This window comes from Enterobacter sp. KB-280D8, from assembly GCF_041399405.1.
GTDB lineage: Bacteria > Pseudomonadota > Gammaproteobacteria > Enterobacterales > Enterobacteriaceae > Enterobacter > Enterobacter cloacae_N.
This window is the reverse complement of the sequence record NZ_JBGKEC010000002.1, coordinates 720,606-740,339: the sequence shown is the minus strand read 5'-3', so window position 1 is coordinate 740,339 and position 19,734 is coordinate 720,606. Positions and strand designations below refer to the sequence as shown.

At 56.0% G+C, this 19,734-nt stretch carries 15 protein-coding genes, 1 pseudogene and 1 other annotated feature; of the genes and pseudogenes, 11 read left to right on the top strand and 5 right to left on the bottom strand.

Annotation, left to right across the window (positions count from 1 at the left end; all coding sequences use genetic code 11):
• Positions 1–21 precede the first annotated feature (21 nt).
• The 3 genes from tomB to acrA all read right to left on the bottom strand — a co-directional run bounded on the left by tomB (position 22) and on the right by acrA (position 5,269).
• Entirely contained in the window at positions 22–396 is a 375-nt protein-coding gene (gene tomB, locus AB8818_RS08995; protein ID WP_192983403.1) for an Hha toxicity modulator TomB, read from the bottom strand.
• 510 nt (positions 397–906) lie between these two features.
• Positions 907–4,053, bottom strand: coding sequence for a multidrug efflux RND transporter permease subunit AcrB (acrB, locus tag AB8818_RS08990; protein WP_061099017.1), 3,147 nt, complete (start codon positions 4,051–4,053; stop codon positions 907–909).
• A 22-nt stretch (positions 4,054–4,075) separates the two neighbouring features.
• Positions 4,076–5,269: a multidrug efflux RND transporter periplasmic adaptor subunit AcrA gene (gene acrA, locus AB8818_RS08985; protein WP_061099016.1), complete on the bottom strand. Its 1,194-nt coding sequence runs from the start codon at positions 5,267–5,269 to the stop codon at positions 4,076–4,078.
• 140 nt (positions 5,270–5,409) lie between these two features.
• Here acrA and acrR point away from each other — a divergent pair.
• A pseudogene (gene acrR / locus AB8818_RS08980) lies at positions 5,410–6,062 on the top strand (multidrug efflux transporter transcriptional repressor AcrR).
• 112 nt (positions 6,063–6,174) lie between these two features.
• Positions 6,175–9,543 (top strand): mechanosensitive channel MscK, encoded by a 3,369-nt coding sequence (mscK, locus tag AB8818_RS08975; RefSeq protein WP_192983400.1) that lies wholly within the window; start codon positions 6,175–6,177, stop codon positions 9,541–9,543.
• A gap of 51 nt (positions 9,544–9,594) precedes the next feature.
• On the opposite strand, the gene rsmS is transcribed toward mscK, so the two are convergent.
• Positions 9,595–9,765 carry a pleiotropic regulatory protein RsmS gene (gene rsmS / locus AB8818_RS08970; protein ID WP_192983397.1) on the bottom strand — a complete coding sequence of 57 codons (171 nt, stop codon included), beginning with the start codon at positions 9,763–9,765 and terminating at the stop codon, positions 9,595–9,597.
• A 14-nt stretch (positions 9,766–9,779) separates the two neighbouring features.
• On the bottom strand, positions 9,780–10,307 hold the full coding sequence (priC, locus tag AB8818_RS08965) for a primosomal replication protein N'' (protein WP_192983394.1): 528 nt from the start codon (positions 10,305–10,307) through the stop codon (positions 9,780–9,782).
• Between the two features lie 50 nt (positions 10,308–10,357).
• Here priC and AB8818_RS08960 point away from each other — a divergent pair, with 50 nt between their 5' ends.
• From AB8818_RS08960 to AB8818_RS08920, 9 genes are all read left to right on the top strand, one after another.
• Positions 10,358–10,735 carry a DUF454 family protein gene (locus AB8818_RS08960; protein ID WP_192983391.1) on the top strand — a complete coding sequence of 126 codons (378 nt, stop codon included), beginning with the start codon at positions 10,358–10,360 and terminating at the stop codon, positions 10,733–10,735.
• A gap of 151 nt (positions 10,736–10,886) precedes the next feature.
• Positions 10,887–11,438: an adenine phosphoribosyltransferase gene (apt, locus tag AB8818_RS08955; protein WP_000127359.1), complete on the top strand. Its 552-nt coding sequence runs from the start codon at positions 10,887–10,889 to the stop codon at positions 11,436–11,438.
• 88 nt (positions 11,439–11,526) lie between these two features.
• Positions 11,527–13,455 (top strand): DNA polymerase III subunit gamma/tau, encoded by a 1,929-nt coding sequence (dnaX, locus tag AB8818_RS08950; RefSeq protein ID WP_192983388.1) that lies wholly within the window; start codon positions 11,527–11,529, stop codon positions 13,453–13,455.
• Positions 12,785–12,849, top strand: a sequence feature (DnaX frameshifting element). (Overlaps the previous gene by 65 nt.)
• A 54-nt stretch (positions 13,456–13,509) precedes the next feature.
• The gene (locus AB8818_RS08945) at positions 13,510–13,842 is read left to right on the top strand and encodes a YbaB/EbfC family nucleoid-associated protein (protein ID WP_003858972.1); all 333 of its coding nucleotides are present in this window, start codon (positions 13,510–13,512) and stop codon (positions 13,840–13,842) included.
• Entirely contained in the window at positions 13,842–14,447 is a 606-nt protein-coding gene (recR, locus tag AB8818_RS08940; protein WP_006809843.1) for a recombination mediator RecR, read from the top strand. The genes AB8818_RS08945 and recR overlap by 1 nt, the downstream gene beginning before the upstream one ends.
• Positions 14,448–14,557: 110 nt before the next feature.
• A complete protein-coding gene (gene htpG / locus AB8818_RS08935; RefSeq protein WP_116341552.1) occupies positions 14,558–16,432 on the top strand; it encodes a molecular chaperone HtpG in 1,875 nt (624 codons plus the stop codon).
• A 195-nt stretch (positions 16,433–16,627) separates the two neighbouring features.
• Entirely contained in the window at positions 16,628–17,272 is a 645-nt protein-coding gene (gene adk, locus AB8818_RS08930) for an adenylate kinase (RefSeq protein WP_006809841.1), read from the top strand.
• Positions 17,273–17,396: 124 nt separating this feature from the next.
• Positions 17,397–18,359 carry a ferrochelatase gene (gene hemH, locus AB8818_RS08925; protein WP_192983385.1) on the top strand — a complete coding sequence of 321 codons (963 nt, stop codon included), beginning with the start codon at positions 17,397–17,399 and terminating at the stop codon, positions 18,357–18,359.
• Positions 18,360–18,421: 62 nt separating this feature from the next.
• On the top strand, positions 18,422–19,726 hold the full coding sequence (locus tag AB8818_RS08920; RefSeq protein ID WP_116341548.1) for an inosine/guanosine kinase: 1,305 nt from the start codon (positions 18,422–18,424) through the stop codon (positions 19,724–19,726).
• Positions 19,727–19,734: the final 8 nt, after the last annotated feature.

Sequence of the window (19,734 nt, the reverse complement as noted above, 5' to 3'; positions counted from 1 at the left end):
ACCTTAGTAATTGTAATAATTTTAATAGGAAAGACTAACCGGGTTAGCTCTGCTCACGTTGACGAAACAGCGGAATAGCCGGTTTCCCGATTTACGCCATTTTTGCAAATCCTGGGCGTTAATGCCGTAGCTGCTGAACAACATAAAGGTGTCGTCCAGGTATTCATCAATTTGCTCAATGAGCTTATTATCTTCATTGTACTTAATTTTATAATTAAGTGCGAAGGTAGCAATATGCTCTATCAGCTCATTCAACTGTAAATTGATGGCAGACGTTGGGTCGTTTACCCAGCCATGGTTGCTTTCATCAAGATTGGCAAGGCAGTCATGGTACAAGGATTCGCAGAGAAATTTCAACTGCGCGATATCATGCCTTTTTGGCGAGTACTCGTCCATAGCGCATCCCCTTCTGAGTGATTTCTTACTCACCGAACATCATTGTCGGGATGGATACAACTGACTTAGCTACATGAGTGCTGTGTTCCTGATAACCTAACTATAAGCCACTCCTTCCTGGATTTCACCGCGCTATTACGAAAAATTACAAATAAAACCGCAGGCTGCGAGCGTCTACGCAAATGTTCATCCGGAACCGGACGTTTTTATCCTGATTAACGATTGTTTTTTTCGCTTCCTTACGTTTCATTGGCTTAGCGTACGGTCAGAAGAAAAGTTCAGAACTGGCGTTTTGTTTGTCTGAACTTTTAATTAGGAATATTCCTAACAACTTAAGCGGGGAAATAGATTTAGAAAAATTCTGAATTCACCGATTAAGTTATCAGTTAATTATGATATGCCTGATTAAGATGGCAGAAAATAAATAGGACCTCAATAAGCTTATTTTATGATTTTTTCTGAAAATGAAAAAGGCCGCAAATGCGGCCTTTTTATTATATGAAACCGGTATCAGTGAGGTTCTACCGAATGACTATGCTCAACATCTTCATTCTTACGGCTGAAGCGGCGGCGAACCACCACGAAGAACACCGGGACGAAGAAGATAGCCAGCACGGTCGCGGTGATCATACCGCCCATTACACCTGTACCTACCGCATTCTGCGCACCGGAGCCCGCACCGGAGCTGATAACCAGCGGCATTACGCCGAGGATGAACGCCAGAGAGGTCATCAGGATTGGACGCAGACGCATACGCACCGCTTCAAGCGTCGCCTCGATAAGCCCTTTGCCTTCTTTCTCCATCAGATCTTTGGCGAATTCAACGATAAGTATCGCGTTCTTCGCCGACAAGCCAATGGTTGTCAGCAGGCCTACCTGGAAGTACACGTCGTTGGTCAATCCGCGGAACGTTGCGGCAAGCAGCGCACCGATAACCCCGAGTGGAACCACCAACATAACGGAGAACGGAATTGACCAGCTCTCGTACAGTGCCGCCAGACACAGGAAGACCACAATCAGTGAAATAGCGTACAGGGCAGGGGCCTGGTTACCGGACAGACGTTCCTGATAGGACATACCGGTCCAGTCATAGCCAATACCCGCAGGCAGTTTGCTTGCCAGCTCTTCCATCAGGTTCATGGCTTCACCGGTGCTTCGGCCCGGCGCGGCCTGACCCAGGATTTCCATCGACGGCAGACCGTTGTAACGTTCCAGACGCGGTGAACCGTATTCCCAGCGCGACGTCGAGAAGGCTGAGAACGGCACCATCTGGCCATTGCTGCCGCGAACGTACCAGTTGTTAATATCGTTCGGCAGCATACGGTACTGCGCCTCTGACATCACGTACACTTTCTTCACGCGACCGCGGTCGATGAAGTCGTTGACGTAGCTACCGCCCCAAGCCGCACCCAGCGTGGTATTGATGTCGCTGATGGACACGCCCAGCGCCTGCGCTTTCTCCTGATCGATATCGATCTTGTACTGCGGCGTATCTTCCAGGCCGTTTGGACGTACGCCAACCAGCAGGTCAGGGTGTTTAGCCACTTCGCCGAATAGCTGGTTACGCGCCTGCGTCAGTTTCTCATGACCCAGACCGCCCTGGTCGATCAGCTGGAAGTCGAAACCGGTTGCCGTACCCAGTTCAACAATCGCTGGCAGGTTAAAGGCGAAGACCATCGCATCTTTAATCTGCGAGAAGGTGCCCATGGCACGGCCCGTGATCGCTTCAACTTTATTCTCATCGCCCGGACGATCCGCCCAGTCTTTCAGAGAAACGAAGGCGATACCGGTGTTCTGACCACGACCCGCAAAGCCAAAGCCGTTAACCGCAAACACGGATTCAACGTTCGCTTTCTCTTTGGTGAGGTAGTAGTCCGTCACTTCATCCAGCACTTTCTGGGTACGCTCTTGCGACGCCCCTGCCGGAAGCTGCGCCATCGTCAGGAACACGCCCTGGTCTTCATCTGGCAGGAACGAGCTTGGCAGACGAACGAACAGGAAAGCCATCCCCACAACGATGATGATATAGAGCAACAGATAACGACCGGTGCTGCGCAGGATATTGCCCACGCTGTCGGTGTAGTGGTGCGTGCTCTTATCAAACATGCGGTTAAACCAGCCGAAGAACCCTTTATGCTCGCCGTGACCGCCTTTCTGAACTGGCTTCAGCATGGTGGCACACAGCGCTGGCGTCAGGATCAACGCCACCAGTACCGACAGCGCCATCGCGGAAACGATGGTAATGGAGAACTGGCGGTAAATCGCACCCGTAGAGCCCCCGAAGAAGGCCATCGGAATAAATACCGCGGACAGCACCATCGCGATACCCACCAGCGCGCCCTGGATCTGGCCCATGGATTTACGGGTGGCTTCCTTCGGCGGCAAACCTTCTTCCGCCATCACGCGCTCGACGTTCTCTACTACCACGATGGCGTCATCCACCAGCAGGCCGATGGCGAGCACCATCCCGAACATCGTCAGGGTGTTTATCGAGAACCCAAAGGCTGCAAGGATGGCAAAGGTCCCCAGCAGAACGACCGGCACGGCGATGGTTGGGATCAGCGTCGCGCGGAAGTTTTGCAGGAACAGATACATCACCAGGAACACCAGGATGATCGCTTCTACCAGCGTTTTAACCACTTCGTGAATCGAAATTTTAACGAAAGGCGTAGTGTCATACGGATAAACGATTTTCAGACCTGACGGGAAGAACGGTTCCATCTTCTTCAGTTCCGCACGGATCGCCGTCGCGGTGTCCAGGGCGTTCGCGCCCGTCGCCAGTTTGATACCCAGGCCAGAGGCCGGTTTACCGTTAAACTTCGCGATGATGTCGTAGTTCTCACCACCCAGCTCAACCTTGGCCACGTCGCGCAGACGAACCTGCGAACCGTCCTGGTTCACCTTCAGCAGAATTTTGCTGAACTCATCGGCGGAGGTCAGACGGGTTTGCGCGATAATGGACGCGTTAAGCTGCTGACCTTTCACCGGCGGCGTACCGCCTAACTGACCGGCTGCCACCTGGGCGTTCTGCGCTTTAATCGCGTTAATCACGTCAACCGGCGTCAGCTGGAAGTTGTTCAGTTTGTTCGGATCCATCCAGATACGCATCGCGTACTGGGAACCGAACAGCTGAACGTCACCCACACCGGACGTACGGCTGATGGCGTCCTTCATGTTGGCGCCCACGTAGTCGGAAATATCCTCCTGCGTCATGGTGCCGTTGGTGTTGATAACGCCGACAACCATCAGGAAGCTGCTGGACGATTTCTCGACGCTCACACCCTGCTGTTGCACTTCCTGCGGCAGAAGAGGCATCGCCAGCTGCAGTTTGTTCTGCACCTGAACCTGCGCAATGTCCGCATCTGTACCGGATTCAAAGGTCAGGGTAATCTGAACCGTACCGGTGGAGTCACTGTTTGAGGACATGTACATCAGGTTATCGATACCGTTCATGTTCTGTTCGATAACCTGAGTTACGGTATCCTGCACCGTTTTCGCATCAGCCCCCGGGTAGGTTGCGGAGATCGTCACCGCCGGTGGCGCAATCGTTGGATATTGCGCAACAGGCAGCTTCAGGATCGCAAGTCCCCCGGCCAGCATGATGATAATGGCGATCACCCACGCAAATATGGGGCGATCGATAAAGAAATTAGGCATGTCTTAACGGCTCCTGTTTAAGTTAAGACTTGGTTTGTTCTGACTGGCCAGCGGCCGAAGCTTGTTGTTTATCGTCAGATGTCACTTCCTGTGCTTTTACCTGCGCGCCAGGACGTACTTTTTGCAAACCAGTAACAATCACGCGATCGCCATCTTTCAGACCTTCCGTCACCAGCCATTTATCGCCAATCGCCTGGGTAGCGGTGATATTGCGCGTTTCGACTTTGTTATCTGCCCCGACAACCAGTGCGCTCGCATCGCCGCGTGGCGTACGGGTCACACCCTGCTGTGGAACCAGAAGTGCGGTTGGATTCGTTCCTTCTTCCAGACGCGCGCGAACGAACATACCTGGCAGCAGATTTTTGTCAGGGTTCGGGAAAATCGCACGTAAGGTGATGGAACCGGTGGTCTGGTCGACCGTCACGTCGGAGAATTCCAGAGTACCTTCCTGCGGGAACTTGATACCGTCGTTGGTAACCAGCTCCACTTTGGCTTTGCCGTTTTCCTGTTTAAGGGTGCCGTTAGCCAGCTCCTGTTTCAGGCGCAGGAAATCATTGCTGGACTGCGTCACGTCAACGTAGATCGGATCGAGCTGCTGCACGGTAGCCAGCGCAGTAGTCTGACCGTTCTGTACCAGTGCCCCTTCCGTCACAGAAGATTTACCAATACGTCCGCTGATAGGGGAGGTCACTTTGGTATAGGCCAGGTTGATGCGGGCGGTTTCGACTGCCGCTTTGGCTGCTACCACGGCTGCGTTAGCCTGCTGGGCATCAGCCAGGGCGGTATCGTAATCCTGTTGGCTGATGTACTTCGTGCCGAGCAGTTTCTGGTAGCGGTTCAGCGTCAGCTGGGCAATTTTTGCCGCGGCTTGTGCTTTAGCCAGGTCACCTTTCGCGCTTTCATAAGAAGCCTGATAGGTCGCGGGATCAATCTGATACAGAGACTCACCGGCCTGCACATCGCCGCCTTCGGTAAAGTTACGCTTCAGGATAATGCCGCTAACCTGAGGACGAACTTCCGCAATGCGGTAAGCGCTAGTACGGCCTGGTAATTCGGTGGTGATCTGCAGAGGTTCAGATTTGAGTGTCACAACGCCGACTTCTGGCGCCTGCTGAGCTCCTTGTTGAGCCGGTTTGTCGTCACATCCTGTAAGCGCTAAGCTGCCTGAGAGCATCAGAACGACCGCCAGAGGCGTTAACCCTCTGTTTTTGTTCATATGTAAACCTCGAGTGTCCGATTTCAAATTGATCAAGGGTCCTGAGTCTAAAACCCATTGCTGCGTTTATATTATCGTCATGCTATGGTACATACATTCACAAATGTATGTAAATCTAACTCCTGTAAATTCACTCACCTATGGCACGAAAAACTAAACAACAAGCGCTGGAAACCCGACAACACATTCTGGATGTGGCGATACGTTTGTTCTCTCAGCAGGGTGTTTCTTCAACCTCGCTGGCGCAAATGCTCAGGCCGCTGGTGTGACGCGGGGAGCGATTTACTGGCATTTTAAAGACAAGTCAGATCTGTTCAGTGAAATCTGGGAGCTTTCAGAGTCCAGCATTAGCGATCTCGAGAGTGAGTATCGGGCAAAATTCCCTGACGATCCACTCTCAGTATTGAGAGAAATATTAGTATATATCCTTGAAGCAACGGTAGTTGAAGAGCGTCGCAGATTAATGATGGAAATTATTTTTCATAAATGCGAGTTCGTGGGCGAAATGGCGGTGGTGCAACAGGCGCAGCGCAGCCTCAGCCTGGAGAGCTATGACCGGATTGAACAGAACCTGAATCTGTGTATGCAGGCAAAACTGTTACCAGCCAGTCTGCTGACCCGCCGGGCGGCTGTCCTGATGCGCAGCTACATTTCAGGGCTCATGGAAAACTGGCTGTTTGCGCCGCAGTCCTTTGACCTCAAAGAGGAAGCCCGCAGCTACGTGGCGATTTTACTGGAAATGCTACAGCTCTGCCCCACGCTGCGCGGCGACGCGCCTTCGTTATCTGCCTGAGTCATTCCAGGATTTATCTTAGAGGGTAATGTTCGCGCTATTCTGCTTCCGGCGAGCGTGATATTCTTCACGCCGGACTATTTTCGGTCATCTGCTGACATCATTCACAACTATGCTGCCCATCAATCGCTCGCAACATCCTGTATTTGCATTGCTCTTTGCTATGCTGTTTTTCTTCTCCACTGCGCCGCTGACCTGGGCTCGCGCAGATAACAGCACTGATATTCCCTCGCGCAGTGAAATTCAGTCGCAGCTCGACACTCTGAATAAACAAAAAGATCTCTCTCCTCAGGAGAAACTCACCCAGCAGGATCTAACGGAAACGCTGGAAAATCTTGATAAGATTGAGCGCGTTAAAGCAGAAACCACCCAACTTCGTCAGAAGGTGGCGCAGGCTCCGGAGAACATGCGTAAGGCCACGGAAGCGCTGAGCGCGCTGAGTGACGTCGATAACGACGATGAAACGCGCAAGACGCTCTCCACGCTCTCTTTACGTCAGCTGGAATCGCGCGTCGCCCAGCTGCTCGACGACCTGCAAACCGCACAGTCCGACCTCGCGACCTACAACAGCCAGCTTGTCTCCCTGCAAACCCAGCCCGAGCGCGTGCAAAATGCGATGTACACCGCGTCTCAGCAGCTGCAGCAGATCCGCAACCGACTGAACGGCACGACGGTGGGCGAAGGCACGCTGCGCCCGACGCAGCAAACTCTGCTGCTGGTTCAGCAGTCGTTGCTCAATGCGCAAATCGAACAGCAGCGTAAAAGCCTGGAAGGGAACACGGTGCTGCAGGACACGCTTCAGAAACAGCGTGATTACGTGACGGCGAATATTAATCGCCTTGAACACCAGCTTCAGCTGTTGCAGGAAGCGGTAAACAGCAAACGCCTGACCCTGACGGAAAAAACCGCCCAGGAGGCCGTATCGCCGGACGAAACTGCCCGCATTCAGGCCAACCCGCTGGTGAAACAGGAGCTTGAGGCTAACCATCAGCTCAGCCAGCGCCTGATACTGGCGACGGAAAACGGCAACTCGCTGGTTCAGCAAAATATCAAGGTGAAAAACTGGCTGGATCGCGCGCTGCAGGCGGAACGCAATATTAAAGAGCAGATTGCGGTCCTGAAGGGCAGTCTCCTGCTGTCGCGTATTCTCTACCAGCAGCAGCAGACGCTGCCGTCCGCCGACGAGCTGGAGGACATGACCAACCGCATTGCGGATTTACGTCTGGAACAGTTTGACGTCAACCAGCAGCGCGATGCCCTTTTCCAGAGCGATACCTTCGTCGCCAAAATTGAAGAGGGCCATTCCAGCGACGTGAACCCTGAGGTGCATGACGCGCTGCTCCAGGTGGTGGATATGCGCCGTGAACTGCTGGACCAGCTCAACAAACAGCTGGGCAACCAGCTGATGATGGCGATTAACCTGCAGATCAACCAGCAGCAGCTGGTCAGCGTGTCAAAAAGCCTGCAGGAGATTTTGACGCAGCAGATTTTCTGGGTGAACAGCAACAAGCCGATGGACTGGGACTGGATTAAGTCCTTCCCGGAAACGCTGAAAACGCAGATTAAGAGCATGAAAATCACCGTGAACTGGGAAAAAGCCTGGCCTGCGGTAATGATTGCTTTCCTGGCCGGTTTACCGCTGCTGCTGATCGCCGGTCTTATTCGCTGGCGTTTGAAATGGCTGAAACAGTACCAGGCGAAGCTGGCGTCGGAAGTGGGGCAACTGCGCAACGACAGCCAGCTCCATACGCCAAAAGCGATTCTGATCGATCTCATTCGCGCGCTGCCGGTGTGCCTGATCATTCTGGCCGTGGGGCTGATTCTGCTCACGATGCAACTTAACGTCAGCGATCTGCTCTGGGCGTTCAGTAAAAAACTGGCGCTGTTCTGGCTGGTATTTGGCGTGTGCTGGAAGGTGCTGGAAAAAGACGGCGTGGCGGTGCGTCACTTCAACATGCCTGCTCAGCTAACCAGCCACTGGCGCCGTCAAATTGTGCGCGTCAGCCTGGCGCTCCTGCCGCTGCACTTCTGGTCGGTTATTTCTGAGCTTTCCCCGCTGCATCTGATGGATGATGTGCTGGGTCAGCTGGTCATTCTGCTGAACCTGCTGCTGATTGCCATCCTGATGTGGCCGATGTGCCGCGACAGCTGGCGCGATAAAGAGTCCCACAATCTTCGTCTGGCCACCGTGACGGTGCTGGCGATCATTCCGCTGGCACTGATGGTGCTTACGGCAACGGGCTACTTCTACACCACGCTGCGTCTGTCCGGGCGCTGGATCGAGACGGTCTATCTGGTGATCGTCTGGAACCTGCTCTATCAGACCGTGCTGCGCGGCTTAAGCGTTGCGGCCCGCCGCATTGCTTACCGCCGTGCGATAGCGCGTCGTCAGCATCAGGTGAAAGAGGGGGCCGAAGGCGCGGAGCCGCAGGAAGAGCCGACCATCGCGCTGGAGCAGGTTAACCAGCAGACGCTGCGTATCACCATGCTGGTGATGATCGCCCTGTTTGCCGTGATGTTCTGGGCGATCTGGTCTGATTTAATTACGGTCTTCGCCTATCTCGACAGTATTACCCTCTGGCAATACAACGGTACCGAAGCCGGCGCGGCGGTGATGAAAAGCGTCACCATGGGCAGCCTGCTGTTTGCGCTGGTGTCTTCGGTGGTGGCCTGGGCGCTAATTCGCAACCTGCCGGGTCTGCTGGAAGTGCTGGTTCTGTCACGGCTGAACCTGCGCCAGGGGGCGTCATACGCCATCACCACCATCCTGAATTACGTCATCATTATTGTCGGCGCGATGACGGTATTCGGCTCGCTGGGCGTCTCGTGGGATAAACTGCAATGGCTGGCGGCCGCTCTCTCGGTCGGTCTTGGTTTCGGCCTGCAGGAGATCTTCGGTAACTTCGTCTCTGGCCTGATCATCCTGTTCGAACGTCCTGTACGAATTGGCGATACCGTTACCATCGGTACCTTCTCCGGTACGGTCAGCAAGATCCGTATTCGTGCCACCACCATCACCGACTTTGATCGTAAAGAGGTGATTATCCCGAACAAAGCGTTCGTGACCGAGCGGCTGATCAACTGGTCGCTCTCGGATACCACCACGCGCGTGGTGATTCGCCTCGGCGTGGCCTACGGTTCCGATCTGGATAAAGTGAAAGAGGTATTGCTAAAAGCCGCTAAATCGCATCCAAAGGTCATGCACGATCCAGCGCCAGACGTGTTCTTCACCACCTTCGGGCCAAGCACGCTGGATCACGAGCTGCGTTTATACGTGCGTGAACTGCGCGATCGCAGCTACACCGTGGACGAATTGAACCGCGCGATCGACCGCCTGTGCCGTGAAAACAACATTAACATCGCCTTCAACCAGCTTGAGGTTCACCTGCATAATGAGAAAGGCGATGAGCACACGGAAGTGAAGCGCGAGATTAAGGGAGATGACCCTCACCCAGCCCTCTCCCCGGAGGGGAGAGGGTAAAAAGCGAATCAATGCAGATCTTTCAAACCGCACCTAACGTTACCCTCTCCCTCAAGGGAGAGGGTTAGGGTGAGAGCAACCGGCCTTCACCTTTCCTTCAAAATCCCGCCGCACAATCTCCAGTGCCTTCAGCACCGTCTCCGCCGGGATCTCATGATTCTCCAGCAGCATAATTAAATCGACGGCCAGCTTGACCTCATCGGGTGCATTTTCCAGTGACATAGATGTGGCTCCTGTTAACGGGTCAGGCGTTCAATCACGCGCTCAATTTCATCCAGCGCCTGACGGCAGCGAACGATGCGTCCTTCCAGTGCGCTAATCTCGCGCATCAATAGCTGTTGCTCTTCCAGCGTTTCGCTGTTGTTCAGGCGCATTTCGCGCTCGCGCTTCATCTCAAACAGGCGACGCTCGAACTCCTGGTTCTCCAGCCGCTTGCGCTGCCATTTTCCGAGCCCAGGCGAGGCGCTGTCCCAGGCGCGCAGCGGCCAGGCGGCGATTTCACGATGCATAGCAGTGATCTGCTCAGTGAGATGCTCTGCGAGCCACTGAGCCTGCTCCAGCTGTTCACTCTCAACCGCGTGACGAAGCTCGTCAAGGTTGGTCTGCGCCTCCGCAAGATAATCCTGAATTAAGGTACTGCGGGTGCGGAACAGCTGACGGTCAAAGCGCGGCTTCACCGTGGCGTGGCCCATCAGCGGCGTGGCCTGAGTCCGCAGTGTTGTTAGCTGATTTTGCAGCGTCTCAAGAAGCAAGGCTGTTTTCAAGGCGCTCTCCAGTGGTAAAGTAGCCGTTCAGTTTGATAACGATTCGCATTATGCAGCGTACTATTTTAATCATCATTGGCTGGCTCGCGGTAGTGCTGGGCACGCTGGGCGTGGTTTTGCCCTTGCTGCCTACCACGCCGTTCATCCTGCTGGCGGCCTGGTGCTTCGCCCGGTCGTCGCCGCGTTTTCACCACTGGTTGCTCTACCGCTCGTGGTTTGGCGGTTACCTGCGCCACTGGCAAAAACACCGGGCCATGCCGCCCGGCGCCAAGCCTCGCGCGATCGCGGTGATCCTCATTACCTTCGCAATCTCACTCTGGCTGGTGAAAATGATGTGGGTGCGGATCCTGCTGCTGTTCATTCTGACCTGCCTGCTGATCTTCATGTGGCGGATCCCCGTGGTTGATGCAAAGCAACAAAAGCACTGAAGCCTCATAATGGCTGTTGCAATTATTGCGTACAGCCAGTAAATTCGACCGTTTTCGAGCACAGGCGCGCCTGGTTAAAGGTTAAACAATTGTTACCTTTGCCGACTCGTTGCGCGCCGTGAGTAACACTGTTTCATTTAGGCACAAACCGATGACCGCAACTGCACAGCAGCTTGAATATCTGAAAAACAGCATCAAAAGCATCCAGGACTATCCAAAGCCTGGCATTCTTTTCCGTGATGTCACCAGCTTGCTGGAAGACCCGAAAGCGTACGCGCTCAGCATTGAACTGCTGGTCGAGCGTTATAAAAACGCCGGGATCACCAAAGTAGTAGGTACCGAAGCCCGTGGCTTCCTGTTTGGCGCACCGGTTGCGCTGGCGATGGGCGTGGGTTTTGTGCCGGTGCGTAAGCCGCGCAAGCTGCCGCGTGAAACCATCGCGGAGAGCTACGAGCTGGAGTACGGCACCGATCAGCTGGAAATCCACGTTGATGCCATCAAGCCAGGCGACAAAGTGCTGGTGGTGGACGATCTGCTGGCAACCGGCGGCACCATTGAAGCCACCGTGAAGTTGATCCGCCGTCTGGGTGGAGAAGTGACCGACGCGGCATTCATCATCAATCTGTTCGATCTCGGCGGTGAACAGCGCCTGGAAAAACAGGGCATTACCAGCTACAGCCTGGTGCCTTTCCCGGGTCACTAATCCCGGTTTTCACAACCTCGCTCAATGGGTGAGGTTGTGGTAGCATTCCCCTCCATAAATTCACCTTCCAGCGTTGCAGAGCCTGCCCATGAGTTATCAGGTGTTAGCCCGTAAATGGCGACCACAAACCTTTGCTGACGTTGTCGGTCAGGAACATGTGCTGACGGCCCTGGCGAACGGCTTGTCGCTAGGTCGCATCCATCACGCCTATCTTTTTTCCGGCACCCGCGGCGTCGGTAAGACCTCTATTGCCCGTTTGCTGGCGAAAGGTCTCAACTGCGAAACCGGGATCACCGCCACCCCTTGCGGCGTGTGCGATAACTGCCGGGAGATCGAGCAGGGGCGTTTTGTCGATCTGATCGAGATTGACGCCGCCTCGCGCACCAAAGTGGAAGATACCCGCGATCTGCTCGACAACGTGCAGTACGCCCCGGCGCGTGGCCGCTTCAAGGTCTACCTGATCGATGAAGTGCACATGCTGTCGCGCCACAGTTTTAACGCCCTGCTGAAAACGCTGGAAGAGCCGCCCGCGCACGTGAAGTTCCTGCTGGCGACCACCGATCCGCAAAAGCTGCCGGTCACCATCCTGTCGCGCTGCCTGCAGTTCCATCTGAAGGCGCTGGACGTTGAGCAGATCCGCGCGCAGCTTGAGCACATTCTCGATGAAGAGAATATTGTCCACGAACCGCGCGCCCTGCAGCTGCTGGCCCGCGCGGCGGACGGCAGCCTCCGTGATGCGCTGAGCCTGACCGACCAGGCCATTGCCAGCGGTGACGGTAAGCTCTCCACCGAGGCGGTCAGCACCATGCTCGGCACGCTGGATGACGATCAGGCTCTGTCGCTTATCGAAGCGATGATCGCCGCCAACGGTGAGCGTGTGATGTCGCTGGTCAACGCCGCCGCGGGGCGGGGCATTGAATGGGAAGCGCTGCTGGTCGAGATGCTTAGCCTGCTGCACCGCGTAGCGATGCTGCAGCTCTCTCCGTCCGCCATCGGTGCGGACATGGCCGCCATTGAACAGCGGATGCGTGAACTTGCCCGCACCGTGCCGCCTGCCGACGTACAGCTGTATTACCAGACTCTGCTGATTGGCCGCAAAGAGCTGCCGTTCGCGCCTGATCCACGTATGGGCGTTGAAATGACGCTGCTGCGCGCGCTGGCGTTCCACCCGCGTATGCCGTTGCCGGAGCCTGAAGTGCCGCGGCAGTCTTTCGCCCCGGTCGCCCCTACGGCGGTGATGTCGCCGCAGCAGGTGCCACCGCAGCCGACACCGCCGCCGCAGCAAAACGTGCCGCTGTCGGATGCCACCAGTTCGGTGCTTGCCGCACGCAGCCAGCTACAGCGTGCGCAGGGAGTAACCAAACCAAAAAAGAGTGAACCGGCAGCGCCAGGAAGAGCGCGGCCGGTCAACAACGCCGCGCTTGAACGACTGGCCTCGGTAACGGAGCGCGTACAGTCGCGTCCGGCACCGTCCGCGCTCGAGCAGAAAGCCCCGGTGAAAGAAGAGGCTTACCGCTGGAAGGCAACCACCATTACTGAAACGGTGAAGGAAGAGGTCGCCACGCCAAAAGCGCTGAAAAAGGCGCTGGAGCATGAGAAAACGCCGGAGCTTTCCGCGAAGCTTGCCGAAGAGTCTATCGCGCGGGACGCCTGGGCCGCCGAGGTCAGCAAACTCCAGCTGCCGAAGCTGGTGGAGCAGGTCGCGCTGAACGCCTGGAAAGAGCAGGACGGCAATCAGGTGCGTCTGCACCTGCGTCCGGGCCAGCGGCACCTCAATTCCCCTGGCGCGCAAAAGGCGCTGGCCGAGGCGCTTGCTGCTTTACAGGGCTCACCGGTTGAATTGACTATCATTGAAGATGATAATCCGGCAGTGAAAACGCCGCTCGAATGGCGCCAGGCCATTTATGAAGAGAAGCTCGCGCAGGCGCGCGAGGCGATAATTGCGGATAACAACATTCAGACCCTGCGCCGGTTCTTCGACGCCGATCTGGATGAAGAGAGTATTCGCCCCATTTGATCGTGAGTCTGACTTACGGTTGTAATCCTTAAACGTGAAAGAAGAGAGAAGCCTATGTTTGGTGGAAAAGGCGGTCTGGGTGGCCTGATGAAGCAGGCTCAGCAGATGCAGGAAAAAATGCAGAAGATGCAGGAAGAGATCGCTCAGCTGGAAGTCACGGGTGAATCCGGTGCCGGTCTGGTCAAGGTGACCATCAACGGTGCGCACAACTGCCGTCGCGTGGAAATCGACCCGAGCCTGCTCGAAGACGACAAAGAGATGCTGGAAGATCTGGTTGCAGCCGCGTTTAACGATGCCGCTCGCCGTATCGACGAAACTCAGAAAGAGAAAATGGCCTCTGTTTCCAGCGGTATGCAGCTGCCGCCTGGCTTCAAGATGCCATTCTGATGCAAACCAGTCCGCTGCTCACGCAGTTAATGGAAGCGCTGCGCTGCCTGCCGGGCGTTGGCCCGAAGTCGGCGCAGCGCATGGCGTTTACGCTATTGCAGCGCGACCGCAGCGGCGGGATGCGCCTGGCGCAGGCTTTGACCCGCGCCATGTCAGAAATTGGTCACTGTGCGGATTGCCGCACCTTTACCGAGCAGGACGTGTGTAACATCTGTACGAACCCGCGTCGTCAGGAAAACGGTCAGATTTGCGTGGTGGAGAGTCCGGCGGACATCTACGCCATCGAACAAACCGGGCAGTTTTCCGGCCGCTACTTCGTGCTGATGGGGCATCTCTCCCCGCTCGACGGCATTGGCCCGGATGATATCGGTCTTGACCGCCTTGAACAGCGTCTTGAGTCCGAAACGATCAAAGAGGTGATCCTCGCCACCAACCCAACGGTGGAAGGGGAGGCAACCGCCAACTACATCGCCGAGCTGTGCGCGCAGTACGGCGTTGATGCCAGCCGCATCGCCCACGGCGTGCCGGTGGGCGGCGAGCTGGAGATGGTCGATGGCACCACGCTGTCGCACTCGCTGGCCGGACGCCACAAGATTATTTTCTGACCAAACGGAGGCTGCGCGCGCGGCCTCCGCTTGAAAATTTCTCCCCTTATCCCCATCTCTCCCTCAACGTTTTAAAACCCCATTAAATGGCATTGTTGAGGTCGACTTAGATGAAAGGACAAGAAACCCGTGGTTTCCAGTCAGAAGTAAAACAGCTTCTGCACCTGATGATCCATTCCCTGTATTCCAACAAAGAAATTTTCCTGCGTGAGCTGATTTCCAACGCCTCCGATGCGGCGGACAAGCTGCGCTTCCGCGCGCTGTCCAACCCGGATCTGTACGAAGGCGACGGCGAGCTGCGCGTGCGCGTCTCTTTCAACAAAGAGAACCGCACCCTGACCATCGCCGATAACGGCATCGGGATGAACCGCGACGAGGTGATCGACCACCTCGGAACCATCGCCAAATCCGGCACCAAAGCGTTCCTCGAGTCCATGGGCTCTGACCAGGCGAAAGACAGCCAGCTGATCGGCCAGTTCGGCGTCGGTTTCTACTCGGCGTTCATTGTGGCCGACAAAGTTACCGTGCGCACCCGTGCGGCGGGCGACAGCGCCGAGAACGGCGTGCTGTGGGAATCCAAAGGGGAAGGCGAGTACACCGTTGATGACATCACCAAAGCGGATCGCGGGACTGAAATCACCCTGCACCTGCGCGAAGGCGAAGACGATTTCCTGAACGACTGGCGCGTGCGCTCCATCATTAGCAAGTATTCCGATCACATCGCCCTGCCGGTGGAGATTGAAAAACAGGAAGAGAAAGACGGTGAAACCGTGGTCTCCTGGGAGAAGATCAACAAGGCTCAGGCGCTGTGGACGCGCAACAAGTCGGAAATTAAAGACGACGAATACAACGAGTTCTACAAGCACATCGCCCACGACTTTACCGACCCGCTGACCTGGAGCCACAACCGTGTGGAAGGTAAGCAGGAGTACACCAGCCTGCTGTACATCCCGGCGCAGGCGCCGTGGGACATGTGGAACCGCGATCACAAGCACGGCTTGAAGCTGTACGTGCAGCGCGTGTTCATTATGGACGACGCCGAGCAGTTCATGCCGAACTACCTGCGCTTTGTACGCGGTCTGATAGATTCCAACGATCTGCCGCTGAACGTTTCGCGTGAAATTCTGCAGGACAGCACCGTCACCCGTAACCTGCGCAACGCCCTGACCAAACGTGCACTGCAGATGCTGGAAAAACTGGCGAAAGACGATGCCGAAAAATACCAGACCTTCTGGAAACAGTTCGGCCTGGTGCTGAAAGAAGGCCCGGCTGAAGACATGGCGAACGTTGAAACCATCGCCAAACTGCTGCGCTTTGCCTCTACGCACACCGACTCCTCCGCGCAGACCGTGTCGCTGGAAGAGTACATCTCCCGTATGAAAGAAGGGCAGGAGAAGATTTACTACATCACCGCCGACAGCTACGCGGCGGCGAAGAGCAGCCCGCACCTGGAGCTGCTGCGTAAGAAAGGCATCGAAGTGCTGCTGCTTTCTGACCGCATCGACGAGTGGATGATGAACTACCTGACCGAGTTCGACGGGAAGGCGTTCCAGTCTGTCGCTAAAGCGGACGAATCCATCGACAAGCTGGCGGATGAAGTGGACGAAAGCGCGAAAGAAGCCGAGAAGGCGCTGGAGCCGTTCGTTGAACGCGTGAAAACCCTGCTGGGCGATCGCGTGAAAGAGGTGCGCTTCACGCATCGTCTGACCGACACCCCGGCGATTGTCACCACCGATGCCGACGAAATGAGCACCCAGATGGCGAAGCTGTTCGCCGCGGCGGGCCAGGCGGTGCCGGAAGTGAAATATATCTTTGAGCTTAATCCGGATCATCCGCTGGTGAAACGCGCCGCGGATACCCAGGACGACGCCCGCTTTGCCGAGTGGGTTGAACTGCTGCTGGATCAGTCCCTGCTGGCCGAGCGCGGCACGCTGGAGGATCCTAACCTGTTCATTAAACGTGTGAATGCGCTGCTGCTGGCGTAATTAAACACCTCCCCCTCACCCTGCCCTCTCCCCTTTGGGGAGAGGGTTAGGGTGAGGGGAATCAACTGCACTAACCCAAATAATCTCCCCCCATTAACCGTTTCAGCCTTCCCGCCTTCCTTGAGCGATGCCCATTCTGGTGGTATTGTTTAGCGCTTTTGAAAAATTGAAACGACTTTTGAGGGGATTTTCGCAATGCGTATTATTCTGCTTGGCGCTCCGGGCGCGGGTAAAGGAACTCAGGCTCAGTTCATCATGGAGAAATACGGTATTCCGCAAATCTCCACCGGTGACATGCTGCGCGCCGCTGTTAAATCTGGCTCCGAGCTGGGTAAACAAGCGAAAGACATTATGGACGCGGGCAAGCTGGTAACCGACGAGCTGGTTATTGCTCTGGTCAAAGAGCGCATTGCTCAGGAAGACTGCCGTAACGGTTTCCTGCTGGACGGCTTCCCACGCACCATTCCTCAGGCTGACGCCATGAAAGAAGCGGGCATCAACGTGGACTACGTTCTGGAGTTCGACGTACCGGACGAGCTGATCGTTGACCGTATCGTTGGCCGTCGCGTACACGCTGCTTCTGGCCGCGTTTACCACATCAAATTCAACCCGCCTAAGGTTGAAGGCAAAGACGACGTGACCGGCGAAGAGCTGACCACCCGCAAAGACGATCAGGAAGAGACCGTGCGTAAACGTCTGGTGGAATACCATCAGATGACCGCGCCGCTGATCGGCTACTACACCAAAGAAGCGCAGGCGGGTAACACCAAATACGCGAAAGTTGACGGCACCAAAGCCGTGGCTGACGTTCGTGCAGAGCTGGAAAAAATCCTCGGCTAATTGCGCGCCTCTCACCCGGGCTCCCGGGTGAGAAATATTCTCATCTCACCTATTACAGCAATGGGTTTCGTTTAAACGCATTTCCGCTACAATTGACAACCTATCAAATGGTTAAGAGGCGTGAATGAGTCAGGCGAAAACCGGCATCCTGCTTGCCAATCTGGGCACTCCAGAAGCACCCACTCCAGACGCGGTAAAACGCTATCTGCGACAATTTTTAAGCGACACGCGCGTCGTGGATTTTCCGAGACTGCTGTGGTGGCCGCTGCTGCGTGGCGTCATTCTGCCGATTCGCTCTCCGCGCGTTGCTAAACTCTATCAGTCCGTCTGGATGGAAGAGGGCTCGCCGCTGATGGTGTACAGCCGTCGTCAGGAAAAAGCACTGGCCGCCCGCCTGCCGGAGATGCCCGTTGCGCTCGGCATGAGCTACGGCAAACCGTCCCTGAAAAGCGCGGTGGACTCGCTGCTGGCGCAGGGGGTGGACCATATCGTCGTGCTGGCGCTTTACCCGCAGTACTCCTGCTCGACGGTGGCCGCCGTCTGGGACGAGCTGGCCCGCATTCTGGCAACCCGCCGCCGCATTCCTGGCGTGACCTTTATTCGCGATTACGCTGATAACGAGCTTTATATTAAAGCACTTGCCAACAGCGTCCGTGCGTCGTTTGAAAAACACGGCGAGCCGGATCTGCTGCTGCTTTCCTACCACGGGATCCCGCAGCGTTTCGCCAATGAAGGGGATGATTACCCGCAGCGCTGCCGCGATACCACGCGCGAGCTGGTCTCCGCCCTCGGCCTGCCGCCGGAGAAGGTGATGATGACCTTCCAGTCGCGCTTTGGCCGCGAGCCGTGGCTGACGCCGTACACCGATGAAACCCTTAAAATGCTCGGCGAGAAGGGCGTGAAGCACATTCAGGTGATGTCGCCGGGCTTTTCGGCAGACTGTCTGGAAACGCTGGAGGAGATCGCGGTGCAAAACCGGGAGTTTTTCCTTGAGGCCGGCGGCGAAAAGTATGAGTACATTCCGGCGCTTAACGACTCGCCTGAACATATCGACATGATGGTCTCGCTGGTGACGAACAGCCGCTGATCGCACTCCGGGCCGGGTTTGTGCTACCATTCCCGGCCCATATTCTTCGTACAGTTCAGACCATGAAATTTCCCGGTAAACGCAAATCTAAACATTACTTCCCCGTTGATGCCCGCGATCCGCTCCTGCAGCAAATCCAGCCAGAAAATGAAACCAGCGCGGCGTGGGTCGTCGGTATCGATCAGACGCTGGTGGACATTGAAGCGAAAGTCGATGATGCGTTTGTCGCCCGTTACGGTCTGAGCGCCGGTCACTCGCTGGTCATTGAGGACGACGTTGCCGAAGCGCTGTACCAGGAACTGGTGCGCGAAAACCTGATTACCCATCAGTTTGCCGGCGGCACCATCGGCAACACCATGCACAACTACTCCGTGCTGGCAGACGACCGCTCGGTGCTGCTCGGCGTGATGTGCAGCAATATCGAAATCGGAGGCTACGCCTACCGTTACCTGTGCAACACCTCCAGCCGTACCGATCTGAACTATCTCCAGGGCGTTGACGGGCCGATTGGCCGTTGCTTTACGCTGATCGGTGAGTCCGGCGAACGTACCTTTGCCATCAGCCCGGGTCATATGAACAAACTGCGCGCGGAAAGCATTCCCGAAGAGGTGATCGCGGGCGCCTCTGCGCTGGTTCTGACCTCCTACCTGGTGCGCTGTAAGCCGGGCGAGCCGATGCCGGAAGCGACCATGAAGGCGATTGAGTACGCCAAAAAGTACGATGTGCCGGTGGTGTTAACCCTGGGCACGAAATTCGTGATTGCCGATAACCCGGAGTGGTGGCAGGCGTTCCTGAAAGAGCACGTCTCGATTCTGGCGATGAACGAAGAAGAGGCCGAAGCGCTGACTGGTGAAAGCGATCCGCTACTGGCGTCTGATAAAGCGCTGGACTGGGTGGACCTGGTGCTCTGCACCGCCGGCCCTGTCGGGCTGTATATGGCGGGCTTCACTGAGGAAGAGAGCAAACGCAAAACCCAACACCCGCTGCTGCCGGGCGCGATTGCCGAGTTCAACCAGTACGAGTTCAGCCGCGGCATGCGCCATAAAGATTGCGTGAACCCACTGCGTATCTACTCCCACATCGCGCCTTACATGGGCGGGCCGGAGAAGATCATGAACACCAACGGCGCGGGTGACGGCGCGCTGGCCGCGCTGCTGCACGACATTACCGCTAACGCCTACCACAAAACCAACGTGCCGAACTCCAGCAAGCACAAGTTCAGCTGGCTGACCTATTCGTCGCTGGCGCAGGTGTGTAAATATGCCAACCGCGTGAGCTATCAGGTGCTGAACCAGCATTCACCGCGCTTAACGCGTGGGCTGCCGGAACGGGAAGACAGCCTTGAAGAGGCTTATTGGGACAGGTAAAAGCAAAA

Excerpts from the sequence above, each read along its gene's own strand:
- acrA (WP_061099016.1), bottom strand. The coding sequence starts at position 5,269 with ATGAACAAAAACAGAGGGTTAACGCCTCTGGCGGTCGTTCTGATGCTC.
- AB8818_RS08920 (WP_116341548.1), top strand. The coding sequence starts at position 18,422 with ATGAAATTTCCCGGTAAACGCAAATCTAAACATTACTTCCCCGTTGAT.
- mscK (WP_192983400.1), top strand. The coding sequence starts at position 6,175 with ATGCTGCCCATCAATCGCTCGCAACATCCTGTATTTGCATTGCTCTTT.
- tomB (WP_192983403.1), bottom strand. The coding sequence starts at position 396 with ATGGACGAGTACTCGCCAAAAAGGCATGATATCGCGCAGTTGAAATTT.
- dnaX (WP_192983388.1), top strand. The coding sequence starts at position 11,527 with ATGAGTTATCAGGTGTTAGCCCGTAAATGGCGACCACAAACCTTTGCT.
- AB8818_RS08945 (WP_003858972.1), top strand. The coding sequence starts at position 13,510 with ATGTTTGGTGGAAAAGGCGGTCTGGGTGGCCTGATGAAGCAGGCTCAG.
- recR (WP_006809843.1), top strand. The coding sequence starts at position 13,842 with ATGCAAACCAGTCCGCTGCTCACGCAGTTAATGGAAGCGCTGCGCTGC.
- rsmS (WP_192983397.1), bottom strand. The coding sequence starts at position 9,765 with ATGTCACTGGAAAATGCACCCGATGAGGTCAAGCTGGCCGTCGATTTA.
- htpG (WP_116341552.1), top strand. The coding sequence starts at position 14,558 with ATGAAAGGACAAGAAACCCGTGGTTTCCAGTCAGAAGTAAAACAGCTT.
- hemH (WP_192983385.1), top strand. The coding sequence starts at position 17,397 with ATGAGTCAGGCGAAAACCGGCATCCTGCTTGCCAATCTGGGCACTCCA.
- acrB (WP_061099017.1), bottom strand. The coding sequence starts at position 4,053 with ATGCCTAATTTCTTTATCGATCGCCCCATATTTGCGTGGGTGATCGCC.
- apt (WP_000127359.1), top strand. The coding sequence starts at position 10,887 with ATGACCGCAACTGCACAGCAGCTTGAATATCTGAAAAACAGCATCAAA.
- adk (WP_006809841.1), top strand. The coding sequence starts at position 16,628 with ATGCGTATTATTCTGCTTGGCGCTCCGGGCGCGGGTAAAGGAACTCAG.
- AB8818_RS08960 (WP_192983391.1), top strand. The coding sequence starts at position 10,358 with ATGCAGCGTACTATTTTAATCATCATTGGCTGGCTCGCGGTAGTGCTG.